Below are 13863 nucleotides of genomic sequence, written 5' to 3'. Positions count from 1 at the left end.
GCGGCAGGAGCGCGGTCGGAAAGGCGCGATCCTAGCAAACCGCGCAACGTTGGCTGTGGCCAAAATGCCGGTTTTCTCGCAGGATTTACAGACGATTACGTTTGTTGCCCGCGCACAACCTTTGGTCGCGTGCGGCGTCGCGATTCGTCCGATGAATTGGCGCCGGCCGCGTCGCCCACCACATCCGCGAGCCGCTGCGCGGCCGCTTCCATCCGCGCGCGATCGAACCCGCCGAAACCGAGCACGAGGCCCGGACGCTCGGTGCCCGGCGCGAACATCGGCGACACCGCACGCACCGCGACGCCCGCCTGCGCGGCGCGCGCCACCACGTCGAGATCGTCGATCCCTTGCGCGAGCCACAGCACCACGTGCATGCCCTGATCGCCCGGCTGCACCCACGCGCGCTCGCGCGGCAGCCGCGCGCCGAGCGTGTCGATCAGCAGCGCGCGCTGTTCCGCGTAGACGCCGCGCACGCGGCGAATGTGGCGGTCGAGATGGCCTTCCGCGATGAACGCGGCGAGCACGTGCTGATCGGCGGTCGGCGCATGGCGATCCATCAGCACGCGCGCACCGCAGAATGCCGGCACGAGATCGTCGGGCGCGATCACGTAGCCGAGCCGCAGCGACGGAAACAGGATCTTGCTGAAGGTGCCGAGATAGACCACGCGATCGGGATCGAGCCCCTGCAGCGACGGAAACGGATAGCCTTCGTAGCGCAGCTCGCTGTCGTAATCGTCCTCGACCACCCAGGCTTGATGCGTGCGCGCCCAGCCGAGCAGCGCGTTGCGCCGCGCCATGCTCATCGGCATCCCGAGCGGGTACTGGTGCGACGGCGTGACGAATGCCGCGCGTGCGTCCGGGGCGATGCGGATGCCGGCCTCGACGTCGATGCCGTCCGCGTCGACCGGCACGCGGACCATCGCGTCGCGACGCCCGGTGCTCTCGAGCAGCGCGGTGATGCCGCGATAGGCGGGATTCTCGACCCACGCGCGATCGTGCGGGCCGAGGAGCACCTGGCTCGCGAGATGCAGCCCCTGTTGCGTGCCGCTGGTGATCACGACCTGATCGGCGCTGCAGCGCACCGAGCGCGAGCGGCGCACGTAATCGGCGATCGCTTCACGCAGCGGCAACGCGCCTTGTGGATCCGCATAGCCGGACGGCGCCCCGGCACCGCGTGCGCGCAGCCGGTTGCCGAGCCGGCGCCAGATGTCGTCGGGCGCGGTGAGCCCGACCGGCACCGAGATCGCGAACGGCGCGGCCGGCAGCGGGCGGAATTCGCGGGCGATCCGCGCGAACGTCGCGGCCGGCTCGGGCAGGCCGGCGTGCGCGGCGCGCGGTCGGGCCGCCGCTGGTTCGCCGGCCGGCGGCGGCTCGGCCAGCGCGTTCGCGACCCGCGTGCCGGCGCCGCCGCGCGGTTCCAGGAAGCCTTCGGCGACGAGCTGCGCATACGCGTCGACGACGGTGCCGCGTGCCACCTCGAGCGATGCCGCGAGCAGCCGCGTGGACGGCAACGTGTCGCCGGGCCGCACGTCGCCGCGGCGCACCGCGTCCCGCAACGCCTGCGCGAGCTGGCGGCTCAGGTCGCCGGCCCCGCGGTCGAGCGCGCCGAGCGACGGGATTTCGACGATCCGGGCGGTTCTGGCCATGATTCTGGTCTGCTGAAATTGTTCGAAACCGGCTCTACAGCATAAACCAGTTAACGCTCACAATCGGGCCATGACGCGCCTGTTTCGGGCGCGTTCCTTCCTGAACCCCGTCCGACCGTGGAGCCGCCATGTATGTCCCCGCCGATTTCGCCGAATCCCGCCCCGACGCGCTGCGCGAGCTGATCGTCCAGCATCCGTTCGGCAGCCTGGTCACGCACGGCAAGGGCGGGCTCGACGCGAACCACATTCCGTTCGAACTGCTGCCGGGCGACGGCGGCCTCGGCGAGCTGCATGCGCACGTCGCGCGCGCGAATCCGGTCTGGCAGGCGGTCGCGAACGGCGATGAGGTGCTCGTGATCTTCCGTGCCGGCGATGCGTACATCTCGCCGAACTGGTACCCGAGCAAGCACGTCGCGCACCGGCAGGTGCCGACGTGGAACTACGTGGTCGTGCACGCGCACGGCCGCATCACGGTGCGCGACGACGAGAAGTTCGTGCGCGGCGTGGTCGCGCGGCTGACCCGCACGCACGAGGCGTCGCAGCCGGCGCCGTGGAAGATGGCCGACGCGCCGAAGGACTATCTCGACACGATGCTGCAGTCGATCGTGGGGCTGCAGATCGAGATCACGCGGCTCGTCGGCAAGCGAAAGCTCGGGCAGAACAAGGCGGTCGACGATATCCGCGGCGCGGGAGACGCGCTGATCGCGGACGGGCAGCTCGCGATCGGGAAGGCGATGCTGGCGGAGGCGGACGCTAAGCTCAAGTGAGCGGCGGCGAATCGCCCGGGGCGCATGCCGCCCCCGGGCGACGCCCGTTACTGCGTACGCATCGCGCCCTTCGTGCCTTCGCCCGCCTGGGCCTGCGCCTGCACCAGCGCCTCGCGAATCGCTGCCTCCGTCTTGTCGTACCCGCCCTCGCCATAGCGCGTATAGACGATCTTCCCGTTCGCGTCGATCAGGTACAGCGCCGGCCAGTACTGGTTGCCGTACGCGCGCCACGTGTCGTAGCGGTTGTCCTGCGCGATCGGATACTGGATGTCGAAGCGCTTGAGCGCATCGGCGACGTTCTTCGGATCGCGTTCGAACGGATACTCGGGCGTATGCACGCCGACCACGACGAGCCCCTGGTCGCGATATTTCCGGTACCAGTCGTTCACGTACGGAATCGTATGAATGCAGTTGATGCACGAGTAGGTCCAGAAATCGACCAGCACGACCTTGCCGCGCAGCTGCGCGAGCTTGAGCGGCGCGCTGTTCTGCCAGCGCTCGATGCCGGTGAAGTCGGGCGCCGGCGTGCCGGCGAGCGAGGCCGTCATGCCCGCGTCGTCGCGGGTGCCGGCGAACGCGGCGAGCCCGGCCGTGGCGGCGAGCGCGATCACGAGGGCGGCAGTCTTGAGTCTGGGCAGCATGGCGGTTCTCCGGTTCGGCCGGCCGCCGCGCGATCGCGTCGGCCGGACTGGTTTCGACAGCCCTCATTGGGCCGCGCCGACGTATCTGCGATGTGTCCGGCGAGCCGCGTGCGTGCAATGTTGTGTGTCGTCGCGGCGGCGCGATACATTGGGATACAAATGCGTGCCCGCGGTGCGGTATAAAGGCGGACATCGCCAGCCGCAACCTCACGACCCCGACCCTGACTCATGGACAAGATCGACCACGTACTGATCGTCGACGACGATCGCGCGATCCGCGAACTGATCGCCGACTACCTCGAGAAGAACGGCATGCGCGTGTCGCTCGCCGCGAACGGCCGCGAGATGCGCAACGTGCTCGAGGACGGCGCGCCCGACCTGATCGTGCTCGATCTGATGCTGCCCGGCGAGGACGGCCTCACGCTGTGCCGCGATCTGCGCGCCGGCAAGTTCCGCACGGTGCCGGTGCTGATGCTGACCGCGCGCGGCGAGGAAACCGACCGCATCATCGGCCTCGAGATGGGCGCCGACGACTATCTCGCGAAGCCGTTCGCGGTGCGCGAGCTGCTTGCGCGGATCCGCTCGGTGCTGCGCCGCGCGCGTATGCTGCCGCCCGGCATGCAGGTGACGGAGACGGCCGAGATGCTCGCGTTCGGCGAATGGCGGCTCGACACGACGGGGCGTCACCTGCTCGACGCCGAAGGCACGCTGGTCGCGCTGAGCGGCGCCGAATACCGGCTGCTGCGCGTGTTCCTCGACAATCCGCAGCGCGTGCTGACGCGCGACCAGTTGCTCAACCTCACGCAGGGCCGCCAGTCCGATCCGTTCGACCGGTCGATCGACCTGCTCGTGAGCCGGCTGCGCCAGCGGCTGCGCGACGGCGCGCGCGAGCCGCGCTACATCAAGACGCTGCGCAACGAGGGCTACGTGTTCTCGTCGGCGGTGACCACGGTCGAAGGCGACGCATGAGCGCGCGCACCCTGCGGCACTGGCCGCGCTCGCTGTTCGCGCGGCTCGCGCTGATCCTGTGCGTGGGCCTCGCGCTCGCGCAGACGCTGTCGTTCTGGCTCACGATGACGGAGCGCGACCAGGCGACCACCAACCTGATGATGGGCTACATCGAGCGCGAGGTCGCGAGCTCGGTCGCGCTGCTCGACCACCTGCCGGCCGCCGAGCGCGCCGCGTGGCTGCCGCGTCTCGCGCGGCGCAGCTACGCGTTCATCCTCGGGCCCGGCGAGACGGGCACGCCGTCCGAGGCGCGGCTGTCGGCGCGCGTCGAGCGGTCGATCTCGGACGGCATCGGCGGCGACTACCCGCTGACCGCGAACGCGATTCCCGGCGATCGCGAGCATCTGCAGGTGCATCTGCGCCTGACCGACGGCTCGCCGCTGACGATCGACATCCACCCGATGTCGACGGTGCCGCTGTCGGGCTGGCTGCCGGTGGTGCTCGCGCTGCAGCTCGCGGTGCTGGCTGCGTGCTGCTGGCTCGCGGTGCGGCTCGCGACGCGGCCGCTGAACCAGCTCGCGCGGGCGGCCGACGCGCTCGGCCCCGACCTGAAGGGCGAACGCCTGAACGAGAGCGGGCCGTCCGAGGTCGCGCGTGCCGCGCGGGCGTTCAACGCGATGCAGGACCGCATCGCGCAGTACATGGCCGAACGCATGCAGATCCTCGCGTCGATCTCGCACGACCTGCAGACGCCGATCACGCGCATGCGATTGCGCGTCGACGTGATGGACGACGACGCGCAGGGCGCGAAACTACGCCAGGATCTGATCGAGATGGAGCATCTGGTGAAGGAGGGCGTCGCGTATGCGCGCACGCTGCACGGCACGGATGAAGCCGCGCGCCGCATCGACCTCGATGCGCTGCTCGACAGCATCGTGTGCGACTACACGGATGCGGGGCAGGACGTCGCGCTGCACAGCGGCGGCCCGCTCGCGCTCGTCACGCGGCCGAAGGCGCTGCGCCGGATTGTCGGCAACCTCGTCGACAACGCGCTGAAGTTCGCCGGTGCGGCCGAGATCGACGTGCAGGCGGCGTCGGGCGGCGGCGCGGTCATTGCGGTGCGCGATCGCGGGCCCGGCATTCCGGACGATCAGCTCGACGCGGTGTTCGAACCGTTCCGGCGCGTGGAGACGTCGCGCAATCGCGAGACGGGCGGCACGGGGCTCGGTCTCGCGATCGCGCGGCAGCTTGCGCTCGCGATGGGCGGCACGCTGACGTTGCGCAACCGGACGGATGGCGGCGGCCTCGAAGCGCGGCTGACGCTGGCGAATGCTGTGTGATGTGTGATGCGATGCCCGTCTGGAGCGTCGTGGGGGTCGTGTTGAGGCGGGCGGCGTCACACGCGCTGCAAATGCGCGTCGACGGCCGGATCGCGCGGCGTGTCGCCGAAGCCCGGACAGCCGACGATCCGTCGTGCCACCGGATGCGCGGGACGGCTCGCGAGCGGTTGCCAGAACGCGGTGCTGCCTGACGCAGCGCGCATGGCGGATCGGTTTTCCGGCGAACGAAGCGGGATGGAACGGCGACGACGCATCAGCACCGGCCGGTGCGCAGCGCGAAGGTCCAGTCATCGCGGCCGCGCACTGCCGCGGTGTCGGCGGCCGTATGCCAGTCGTATTCGACCGCGTGGAATTCGGCCTGCCAGCCGGCCGGTGTGCGCGACACCATCGCGTAGCGCGCATGCGGCGAGCCCGTTTCGATCCGGTGCGGATGCGGTTGATCGTCCGTGTACGCCTGCAGCCCGACGCTGCCCGGATTGACGATCAGCCGGCCGTCGTCGAGCTTCGCGATGCGCGGGACATGCGTGTGGCCGCACAGGATCAGCGACGCCGGCGCGTCGCCCGCGCGCTGCGCGATTTCATCGGGCGTCGCCGCGCGGCAGCCGTCGGGCGTCACCGTTTCGAGGAAATAGACGAGGTCGCTGGCGGGCGTGCCGTGCACCATCAGCACGTCGTCGTCGAGCGTCAGGCGTGCGGGCAATGCGGCGATCCACGCGCGATGGTCGTCGCGCAGCGTGTCGTGCGCCCAGCGATCGGACAGCCCCATCGTTTCGCGATCGCCGCTCAGCAGTTGCCGTTCGTGATTGCCCTTGATGGTCGGCAGGTCGAGCGCGATCAGGCGATCGGCCGTCTCGGCCGGATGGAGCGCGCCCGACACGATGTCGCCGAGATTGACGATCAGGTCGGCGCCGCGGCGGCGCACGTCGTCGAGCACCGCGTCAAGCGCGGCGAGGTTGCCGTGGATGTCGGACAGCGCGGCGATTTTCATGGCGAAGAAGTCGAGGCGGGGAGCGGCGATTGTCGCCAATTCGGCGTGGCGCGTCCAATCGTGCCGACGGCGAGTGGACCCGCCCATCGAGCGTCGGCCATCGGTCGGCCGGCGCGTCAGTCGGTCGCGATGCACGCGTACATCGCGAAATCGCCCGGCACGCCGCGCACCATCCGGTAGGCGCGCAGCAATCCTTCGTACCGGTAGCCGCATTTCTGCAGCACGCGCGCGGAGCCGGCGTTGCTGGTCAGCACGACGCCCTGGATGCGCATGAAGCCGCCTTCGTCGAACGCCCATGCGGTAACGCTCGCGCACACCGCGCTCGCGATGCCGCGCCCCCAGTGCGACGGCGCGAGGTCATACGCGATCTCGGCCGAGCGGTTCGTGGTGGACACCGTATGCAGCCCGATCGTCCCGGCGAGCGCGCCCGATACATCATCGACGATCGCGAGCCGGCGGATCGAGTCCGGTTGGGCCGAATCGATGCCATCGAACAGCGGCAGCAGATCGTCGCGCGAGTGCAGGTTCCAGCTCGTGTGGCGGACGACGTCGGGGTTCGACAGGTACGCGTACCACGCGTCGAGGTCGGTGCGGTCGAGTTGCCGAAGCGACAGGCCGGCGAATCCGGAGCGGGGTGGCGCGTCGATTCTCATCGCGCGCTCGTCGCGAACGATGCGGTGCGCGTGCCGACGCCCCTGCGCAGCATGACGCCGATACAGCGCGAGCGAACGGCCAATGCGCGCCGCACGGTGGGGCCGGGCGTTGCGATCCCGGCGCATGCGACTGCGGCGAACATCAACAGGGTCGTTTCAGGCATGACAGAGGCTCCCGATCGCAGCGATGCGCTCGATTATCCGGCGCGCGCCCCCGCGCCGCACAGCGACGTTGCCCGCGCAACCAATTATCTCGATCTCGGCAAGAAGCTGTTTTCATTATTGCGCTATCGAGCGAAACCGGTTCCAACTACCATGACGGCCACGGCGGGCATGCTCGCCGCGACGTGCCGCGCGCGTATCGCACGCGCGCGTTCCCGCGTGCGAACGCCGTCGGTCTCGCATGCAGGCGTATCTCGCCGGCCGCACGCGTTACTCGCATAGAACAACGGGTAGACCACCCGGAGACGCTAAAAACCATGAACAAGCAACTGATCGCAGCACCGCTGCTGCTCTCGCTCGCGGGCGTCGCATCCGCGCAAAGCTCCGTCACGCTGTACGGCATCGTCGACGCGGGCGTGACCTATCGCAGCAACGAACGGGTCGGCTCGCCGGGCGCCTACACCGGGCATTCGGAAGTCGGCCTGACCACCGGCAACCTGTCGGGCAGCCGCTGGGGCATCAAGGGTTCCGAGGATCTCGGCGGCGGAATGCGCGCGCTGTTCGTGCTTGAGAACGGCTTCGACATCACCAACGGCACGTCGGGGCAGGGTGGCCGCCAGTTCGGCCGCCAGGCGTTCGTCGGCGTCGGCAGCACCCGCTACGGAACGGTCACGCTCGGCCGCCAGTACACGTCGCTCAACGACTTCGTGAGCCCGGTCGCCCCGTCGTCGTTCATCGGCGGGTTCGGCGCGCACCCGGGCGACATCGACGATCTCGACCAGACCGCACGCGTGGATAGCTCGATCAAGTACACGAGCGCGAACTACGCGGGCTTCACGTTCGGCGCGCTGTACGGCTTCGGCAGCCAGCCGGGCAGCATGAAGCAGCGCAACACGTGGAGCGTCGGCGCCGCATACGCGGCCGGGCCGCTGCGCGTGGGCGTCGGCTACGAGCGCTCGGACAACAGCAAGACGGGCGCGACCGATCCGACGGCCGGCAAATGGCAGAGCACCGACGACGGGCTGTTCAACTCGTCGATCAACGAAGGCTATGCGAGCGCGCAATCGCAGCAGGTGATCGCGACCGGCGCGACGTACAACTTCGGCCCGGCCGTCGTCGGCGTGAACTACAGCAACATTCAGTACCGCAGCGGCGCGCAGTCGCTGTTCAGCGGCCATGCGACGTTCAACGTCGCGGGCGTGTTCACGCGCTGGAACGTGCAGCCGCAGACGCAACTGTTCGCCGGCTACAGCTACACGCGCGGCAGCGACGTCGCCGGCATCGACAACCGCGCGCAGTATCACAACGTCACGCTCGGCGCGGTCTACGACCTGTCGAAGCGCACCAGCGTGTACCTGCTCGGCGCGTACCAGCGTGCGTCCGGCACGACGCTCGACGCACTCGGCCGGCCGGTGGCCGCGACCGCGTCGGTGTCGGACAAGGCGAACGGCCACTCGTCCGATTCGCGTTCGCAGGCGATCGTCAGCCTCGGCCTGCGCCAGAAGTTCTGACGCCACGCGCGTGACCGGCCGCCCGCGCGCAATGCGGGCTGCCGGTCGCACGCCGGGCCGGCGTACGACCTTCTCCATTCAACGCGGCCCGCATCACGCTTCGCCGCACGTGCGGCGCACCTTCGTTTCCCTCTCCGTCTTCATCGGCAACCGCAGTCCGCCGCGCCCCCGCCTTATTTCACTTCTTCACGATTTCCCGGCAATGCAGCATGCAGCCGAATAATATTTTTTCTCTTTCATTTTAATTTCGATTTGTAATCATCGAGTCGATTTGCCGGCAATGGAAATTCAATGCGCGTGTATCAGAAAAAATGACGCATATGTTGCGTGAAATTCGGAACAAAATGCCGGTGATGATGAGTCGCCACAGCGCTATCGGGCGGGGAACCGCGGGCGATCCCGGGAAAAAAACGTAATCAGCAACTCGTGGTGGAAATGACCGGATTTTTGCAGAAATCACCAATATTTCATACGCGCCGAACTAGAGTATCGAGTAGTGATCGTCCGGGAGCATCATTCATGTTATCGAAACAAATTCGCGCGGCATTGCTTGGATTGTGCATGGCCGTGCTGGCACCGGTCAGTCACGCACAGGCGCAATACACGACGGACTGGCTCGCAAACACGTTCGGCACGCTGGCCGCGCACGTCGGCAACGGCGCGCGCTCGCTGTGGGTCGCGCCCGAAGGCGTGATCTATACGGCGTCGCGCTGGGACGAGAACGCCGGCGGCGTCGCGATCTACCAGAACGGGCAGACGCTCGGCACGATCGGCATCCACGACGAATTCCAGGGCGGTGCGATCACCGGCAACGCGAACTCGCTGTTCGTCGCGCTCGGCTACAACCGCACGTTCGGCAGCGGCTCGGTCGGCCGCTACAACCGCAGCACGAACCAGCGCGACCTGCGCATCCCGGTCAGCACGTGGACGGGCATCCAGTACGCGGACGTGATCACCGGCCTCGCGACAACCGGCAACCTGCTGTACGTGAGCGACTTCTACGGCAACCGCGTGCGTGTGTATACGACGGACGGCGTGTGGCAGCGCGACATCAGCGTATCGGGGCCCGGCGCGCTGGCGCTCGATGCGGGCGGCAACCTGTGGGTCGCGCGCAAGAGCGCGGGTATCGTCGCGCAGTTCAGCCCGACCGGCACGGCGATGAACACGATCCAGATGGCGGCCCGCGCGCGGCCCGCGTCGCTGTATTTCGATGCGCCGAGCGGGCAGATGCTGGTGGGCGACGAAGGCCCCGACATGAACATCAAGGTCTACACGCTCGCGGGCCTGCCCTTGCAGATCGGTACGTTCGGCGTGCTGGGCGGCTATCTCGACACGACGTCGGGCATCAAGGGGCAGGTCGGCGACAAGCGCTTCACGCGCGTCGCGGGCATCGGCAAGGACGCGGCCGGCAACCTGTACGTGCTGAACAACGCGTGGGGCGGCGGCTGGGATCTCGGGCGCAACGGCAGCACCGACCTCCATTCGTACAGCCCGACGGGCGTGCTGCAATGGAAGCTGCAGGCGCTGAACTTCGAGGGCGCCGCCGCGCCCGACCCGGCGACCGACGGCGCGTTCTTCTACAGCGGCAACAACGTCTATACCGGTACGGCGGGCGGCACGTTCGTCGCGAACACGATCGATCCGTTCACCTATCCGAAGGACCCGCGCCTCGACATGAAGGACTACCAGCGCGGCCAGCATTTCGGCCAGCTCGCGCTGGTGAAGGGCACCCGGATGCTCGTCGCGACCGGGCAGAACCCGGGCAACTACAACATTTATCACTTCAACAGCGCGAGCGGCTATATCGCGATTCCGGACGGCTCGATCCCCGGCAAGCCGTTCAACACGACCCTGCAGGTGACGGCCGGTTTCTCGCTCGACGACAACGGCGACGTATGGGCCGGGCTCGATCGCACCAACAACATCTCGCACTATCCGATGACGGGGTTCGACGCGACCGGCAAGCCGACCTGGGGCACGCCGGTGCAGATCCAGATTCCGCGCACGGTGCTGCCGCTCACGCGGATCATCTACCAGGCCGACAGCGACACGATGATCCTCGCGCAGGGCCTCTCGGGCAGCTGGGACTGGACCGCGATGAACGGGCACATCGAGGTGTATCGCGGCTGGAAGGCCGGCAACACGACCACGCCGAACGTGGCGATCGACCTGACGAGCGCGAACCCGAAATCGATGGCGGCGGCCGGCCACTACCTGTTCGTCGGCTACGTGCACACGGTGCCGAACGTCGACGTGTTCGACCTGAACACCGGCAGCCTCGTCACGACGCTGACGAACTCGAACACGTCCGCGATGGACGTCGGCAACGACGTCGACTCGATGTACGGCATCCGCGCGTACCGGCGCTCGACCGGCGAATACGTGATCACGAAGGACAACTACAACGGGTCGAGCGTCGTCGTGTATCGCTGGCGTCCGTGATCACGCAGGCCGCGGCGCGCGCACGTCACGGCGCGCCGAGCACGCGGCCGTTCACGTCGCGCCCGTACATCGAGTCGGGCGTGTCGTGGAATTTCGCGCGCGTGTCGTGCACCGAGCCGGTGAAGCGCGGGTCCTGCGGACGCTCGTGGCTGTCCATGAAGGTCGCGACATCCCACGCTTGCTGATCGGTCAGCGTGCCGCCGAGCCCGAGCGGCATATTCGCCTTCACGAAGCCGGCCGCGTTGCGGATGTCGCCCATCCCCGCCCCCCAGTTGAATGAGCGCGGGCCCCACAGCGCCGGAAAGACCGGCCGGTCGCCGCTCGATCGTCCCTGGCCGTCCGCGCCGTGACACAGCGCGCAGTGCTGCGTGTAGACGGCGGCGCCGCGCGCGTAGTCGGGCTTTTGCGCGGGTGGCGGCAGCTTCGGAAAACCCTGGCCGGGCAGCCGGGTGCCGACCGGCGCGCCTTTCGCGAGCCAGTACGAATAGGTTTCGAGCGCAACGAGGATCGGGTCGCCAGCCGGCGGCGCCTTGCCGTTCATGCTGTAGCGAAAGCATCCCTGCAGACGTTCGGCGAACGTGTTCACGTGGCCGTTCTTGCTGCGGTAGGCCGGGTACAGCAGGTACGCGGCCCACATCGGGCCCGCATCGGGCCGGCGGCCCGCGTCGAGGTGGCAGCTCGCGCAGGTAAGCTTGTTGCCGACGTACTTGCCCGCGTACTCGGGCGTGTGCAGGAAGATCTGCTCGCCGAGCTTCACGGTCTTGCCGAAGTCGTCGGCGGGGATCGCGGATTCGGGCGGTGGTGTGAACGGCTTCGCCGCCGCGACGGGAATCGGCGCGACCGCGGGGGCGGAAGCGGCGGCCGGTGCGTCCTGCGGCGCGGCCGCGCAGGCGAGCGCGGGCAGCCAGGCCGCGCCGAGCAGCGCGGCGCGCGCGCCGCGGATCAGCTTCGTGCGGTCGATCATTGTTTTTCTCCGTTGGCGGCGCCGCCGCGCGCATAGTAGGCGGCCACCGCGTCGATGTCGGCGTCGGACAGCTTGCCGGCGATCGTCGGCATCAGCGCCATCGGGCCGGGCGCCCGCGTGCCGTGCTTCCAGCCGTGCAACTGGCCCGCGAGATACGCGGCCGGCTGGCCGGCGAGCGGCGGAAACGCGGCGCCCACGCCGAGGCCGCCCGCACCGTGGCATTGCGCGCACGCGGGCAGGCCCTGCGACCAGCGTCCGCGCGTCGCGAGCCATGCGCCGGTGTTGGCCGGATCGATCGACGTGGCGTCGGACGCCATGATGGCCGGCGGCGCGGGCAGGCTCGCGAAATACGCGGACACCGCATCGCGATCGTGCGGCGACAGCTGTTTCGCGAGCGGCTGCATGATCGCGTTCTGACGGCTGCCGTCCGCGAACGCGGCGAGTTGCACGGACAGGTAGCCGGCGTTCGTGCCGGCGAGACGCGGGAAGCCGGCGGCCGCGTTGCCTTCGCCCTGTGCGCCGTGGCAGCCGATGCAGGCGGCCACGCCCGTCGACGTGCCCTGGGTGGCGATCGTCTTGCCGAGCGCGATGTCGTCCGCGCGGGCGTGGCCGGCCAGCAGCGCGGCCGCGGCGAGCAGCAGCGGCGCGAACCGTCGCCGCGGTAGGTCGACCGAATCGTTCACGTGTCCCCTCCTTGTTGTCTGTCTTGTTGCGCGTGCGCTCGCGCGGTCAGCCGGCGTCGGGCCGGTCTTGCCGTGGCGCGACAGGCGGCGCGAGATGCGGCGTTGGCGCCGTCGCGTCGTATTGCCCGAAGCCGTAGCGCGAGAAAATCCGGAATGCGTTCGGCGACCGGATGAACGCCAGCCATGCACGCGCGGCTTCCGGATGCGGCGCGTGCTTCACCATCGCGCCCGCATAGATCGCCGTCGTATTGTGCTCGGGCGGAATGTCGATGTGCATCAGCGGATGCCCGGCCTGTTCCTGGAACGCCGCTTCCGACTGCCACAGCACGCCGGCGTCCGCGCGGCCCTGCATCAGGAACAGCGCGGTTTCCCGATGATGGATGTGCGTGAGTTCGGTCGTGCCGGCGCGCACCTTGTCGTCGTAGACGGTGCGCGCGAGCGCATCGCCGCCGGCCTTCACGAGCGACGCGCGAATCTGCCGCGCGACGCCTTCGAATGCCGGGTTCGGCATCGCGAGCTGCACGTCGGGCCGCGCGAGATCGTTCAGCGACGCGATGTGCTTCGGGTTGCCGGCGCGCACCATGATCGTCAGCTGGTTCGTCACATACGGTACGGCCGGGCCTTCGAGCGTGCCGTCCGCGATCAGATCCTCGATCTTGCCGAGCCCCGCGAAATACGCGTCGGGCTTGACCGTCCACGTCATGTTGCCCACGGTGATCGTGCCGCCCGCGTGAATCTGCTGCACGAGCAAGCCGGGCGGGATCGTTTCCCAGTAGATGCGGCCGCGGTATTCGGGATGATCGGCCTCGAACTTCGCGACCAGCGGCGCCATCGCGAAGAAGTAATTGCCGCCGACGTACAGGACGAGCTTCGGTGCGGTGAGGTCGCCATGGAAATCGGCGAGCACGTCGACCTGCGGCACCGTGAATTCGAGGCCGCGGTTCGTCGCGTCGTTGTTGCGGCCGTCCTGCCACGGCGGAAAGATGCTGGCGGAAGGGGCGGCCGGTGCGGCGAGCGACAGCGCCGACGTGCAGCAGAGCGCGGCCAGCGCCGCATGCAGCGCGGTGCGCCACCCGCGTTGCAACGGAGCGCGCGTACGGATCGATGTCATGGCGCGC

General features: G+C 68.8%; 14 protein-coding genes. 6 read left to right on the top strand and 8 right to left on the bottom strand.

Features of this window, described 5'->3' with window-relative positions; genetic code table 11:
- Positions 1-95 precede the first annotated feature (95 nt).
- A complete protein-coding gene (locus tag ACP26O_RS20765) occupies positions 96-1646 on the bottom strand; it encodes a PLP-dependent aminotransferase family protein (RefSeq protein WP_175666577.1) in 1551 nt (516 codons plus the stop codon).
- 128 nt (positions 1647-1774) lie between these two features.
- Between ACP26O_RS20765 and ACP26O_RS20760 the strand changes: the two genes are divergently transcribed.
- Positions 1775-2413, top strand: a complete 639-nt coding sequence (locus ACP26O_RS20760) for an FMN-binding negative transcriptional regulator (RefSeq protein ID WP_175666576.1) — start codon at positions 1775-1777, stop codon at positions 2411-2413.
- A gap of 47 nt (positions 2414-2460) precedes the next feature.
- Here ACP26O_RS20760 and ACP26O_RS20755 read toward each other — a convergent pair whose 3' ends face one another.
- Entirely contained in the window at positions 2461-3054 is a 594-nt protein-coding gene (locus ACP26O_RS20755; protein ID WP_175666575.1) for a thioredoxin family protein, read from the bottom strand.
- A gap of 228 nt (positions 3055-3282) precedes the next feature.
- On the opposite strand from ACP26O_RS20755, the gene ACP26O_RS20750 reads away from it, so the two are divergent.
- Together ACP26O_RS20750 and ACP26O_RS20745 are read left to right on the top strand one after the other, a co-directional pair.
- A complete protein-coding gene (locus ACP26O_RS20750) occupies positions 3283-4023 on the top strand; it encodes a response regulator (RefSeq protein ID WP_006750896.1) in 741 nt (246 codons plus the stop codon).
- Positions 4020-5342: an ATP-binding protein gene (locus ACP26O_RS20745; protein WP_175666574.1), complete on the top strand. Its 1323-nt coding sequence runs from the start codon at positions 4020-4022 to the stop codon at positions 5340-5342. The genes ACP26O_RS20750 and ACP26O_RS20745 overlap by 4 nt, the downstream gene beginning before the upstream one ends.
- Positions 5343-5398: 56 nt before the next feature.
- On the opposite strand, the gene ACP26O_RS20740 is transcribed toward ACP26O_RS20745, so the two are convergent.
- From ACP26O_RS20740 to ACP26O_RS20730, 3 genes are all read right to left on the bottom strand, one after another.
- Positions 5399-5545 carry a hypothetical protein gene (locus ACP26O_RS20740; protein ID WP_244099092.1) on the bottom strand — a complete coding sequence of 49 codons (147 nt, stop codon included), beginning with the start codon at positions 5543-5545 and terminating at the stop codon, positions 5399-5401.
- A 50-nt stretch (positions 5546-5595) separates the two neighbouring features.
- Positions 5596-6330 carry a metallophosphoesterase family protein gene (locus ACP26O_RS20735; protein WP_175666573.1) on the bottom strand — a complete coding sequence of 245 codons (735 nt, stop codon included), beginning with the start codon at positions 6328-6330 and terminating at the stop codon, positions 5596-5598.
- Between the two features lie 116 nt (positions 6331-6446).
- Positions 6447-6983, bottom strand: coding sequence for a GNAT family N-acetyltransferase (locus ACP26O_RS20730; RefSeq protein ID WP_175666572.1), 537 nt, complete (start codon positions 6981-6983; stop codon positions 6447-6449).
- 30 nt (positions 6984-7013) lie between these two features.
- Here ACP26O_RS20730 and ACP26O_RS20725 point away from each other — a divergent pair, with 30 nt between their 5' ends.
- The 3 genes from ACP26O_RS20725 to ACP26O_RS20715 all read left to right on the top strand — a co-directional run bounded on the left by ACP26O_RS20725 (position 7014) and on the right by ACP26O_RS20715 (position 11098).
- The gene (locus ACP26O_RS20725; protein ID WP_175666571.1) at positions 7014-7427 is read left to right on the top strand and encodes a hypothetical protein; all 414 of its coding nucleotides are present in this window, start codon (positions 7014-7016) and stop codon (positions 7425-7427) included.
- A gap of 35 nt (positions 7428-7462) precedes the next feature.
- Positions 7463-8656, top strand: a complete 1194-nt coding sequence (locus ACP26O_RS20720; protein ID WP_175666570.1) for a porin — start codon at positions 7463-7465, stop codon at positions 8654-8656.
- A 519-nt stretch (positions 8657-9175) separates the two neighbouring features.
- Positions 9176-11098, top strand: a complete 1923-nt coding sequence (locus ACP26O_RS20715) for an SMP-30/gluconolactonase/LRE family protein (RefSeq protein WP_175666569.1) — start codon at positions 9176-9178, stop codon at positions 11096-11098.
- 25 nt (positions 11099-11123) lie between these two features.
- Here the strand turns inward: ACP26O_RS20715 and ACP26O_RS20710 are convergent, their stop codons facing one another.
- From ACP26O_RS20710 to ACP26O_RS20700, 3 genes are read right to left on the bottom strand one after another with little or no spacing between them, the layout of a single operon-like run.
- Positions 11124-12062, bottom strand: a complete 939-nt coding sequence (locus tag ACP26O_RS20710) for a c-type cytochrome (RefSeq protein ID WP_175666568.1) — start codon at positions 12060-12062, stop codon at positions 11124-11126.
- Positions 12059-12745: a c-type cytochrome gene (locus tag ACP26O_RS20705; protein WP_175666567.1), complete on the bottom strand. Its 687-nt coding sequence runs from the start codon at positions 12743-12745 to the stop codon at positions 12059-12061. Before ACP26O_RS20705 ends, ACP26O_RS20710 begins: the two co-directional genes overlap by 4 nt.
- Positions 12746-12791: 46 nt before the next feature.
- On the bottom strand, positions 12792-13856 hold the full coding sequence (locus ACP26O_RS20700; protein ID WP_175666566.1) for a molybdate ABC transporter substrate-binding protein: 1065 nt from the start codon (positions 13854-13856) through the stop codon (positions 12792-12794).
- Positions 13857-13863: the final 7 nt, after the last annotated feature.

It is taken from the genome of Burkholderia sp. R-40 (assembly GCF_049942845.1).
In the GTDB taxonomy this organism is placed as follows: Bacteria; Pseudomonadota; Gammaproteobacteria; order Burkholderiales; family Burkholderiaceae; genus Burkholderia; species Burkholderia ambifaria.
The sequence above is the reverse complement of the archived record's forward strand: the minus strand, read 5'-3'. Positions and strand labels throughout refer to the sequence as shown.

Coding starts and splice junctions, on each gene's coding strand:
- ACP26O_RS20710 (WP_175666568.1), bottom strand. CDS start 12,062: ATGATCGACCGCACGAAGCTGATCCGCGGCGCGCGCGCCGCGCTGCTC.
- ACP26O_RS20700 (WP_175666566.1), bottom strand. CDS start 13,856: ATGACATCGATCCGTACGCGCGCTCCGTTGCAACGCGGGTGGCGCACC.
- ACP26O_RS20760 (WP_175666576.1), top strand. CDS start 1,775: ATGTATGTCCCCGCCGATTTCGCCGAATCCCGCCCCGACGCGCTGCGC.
- ACP26O_RS20765 (WP_175666577.1), bottom strand. CDS start 1,646: ATGGCCAGAACCGCCCGGATCGTCGAAATCCCGTCGCTCGGCGCGCTC.
- ACP26O_RS20730 (WP_175666572.1), bottom strand. CDS start 6,983: ATGAGAATCGACGCGCCACCCCGCTCCGGATTCGCCGGCCTGTCGCTT.
- ACP26O_RS20715 (WP_175666569.1), top strand. CDS start 9,176: ATGTTATCGAAACAAATTCGCGCGGCATTGCTTGGATTGTGCATGGCC.
- ACP26O_RS20755 (WP_175666575.1), bottom strand. CDS start 3,054: ATGCTGCCCAGACTCAAGACTGCCGCCCTCGTGATCGCGCTCGCCGCC.
- ACP26O_RS20735 (WP_175666573.1), bottom strand. CDS start 6,330: ATGAAAATCGCCGCGCTGTCCGACATCCACGGCAACCTCGCCGCGCTT.
- ACP26O_RS20720 (WP_175666570.1), top strand. CDS start 7,463: ATGAACAAGCAACTGATCGCAGCACCGCTGCTGCTCTCGCTCGCGGGC.
- ACP26O_RS20750 (WP_006750896.1), top strand. CDS start 3,283: ATGGACAAGATCGACCACGTACTGATCGTCGACGACGATCGCGCGATC.
- ACP26O_RS20745 (WP_175666574.1), top strand. CDS start 4,020: ATGAGCGCGCGCACCCTGCGGCACTGGCCGCGCTCGCTGTTCGCGCGG.
- ACP26O_RS20740 (WP_244099092.1), bottom strand. CDS start 5,545: ATGCGCGCTGCGTCAGGCAGCACCGCGTTCTGGCAACCGCTCGCGAGC.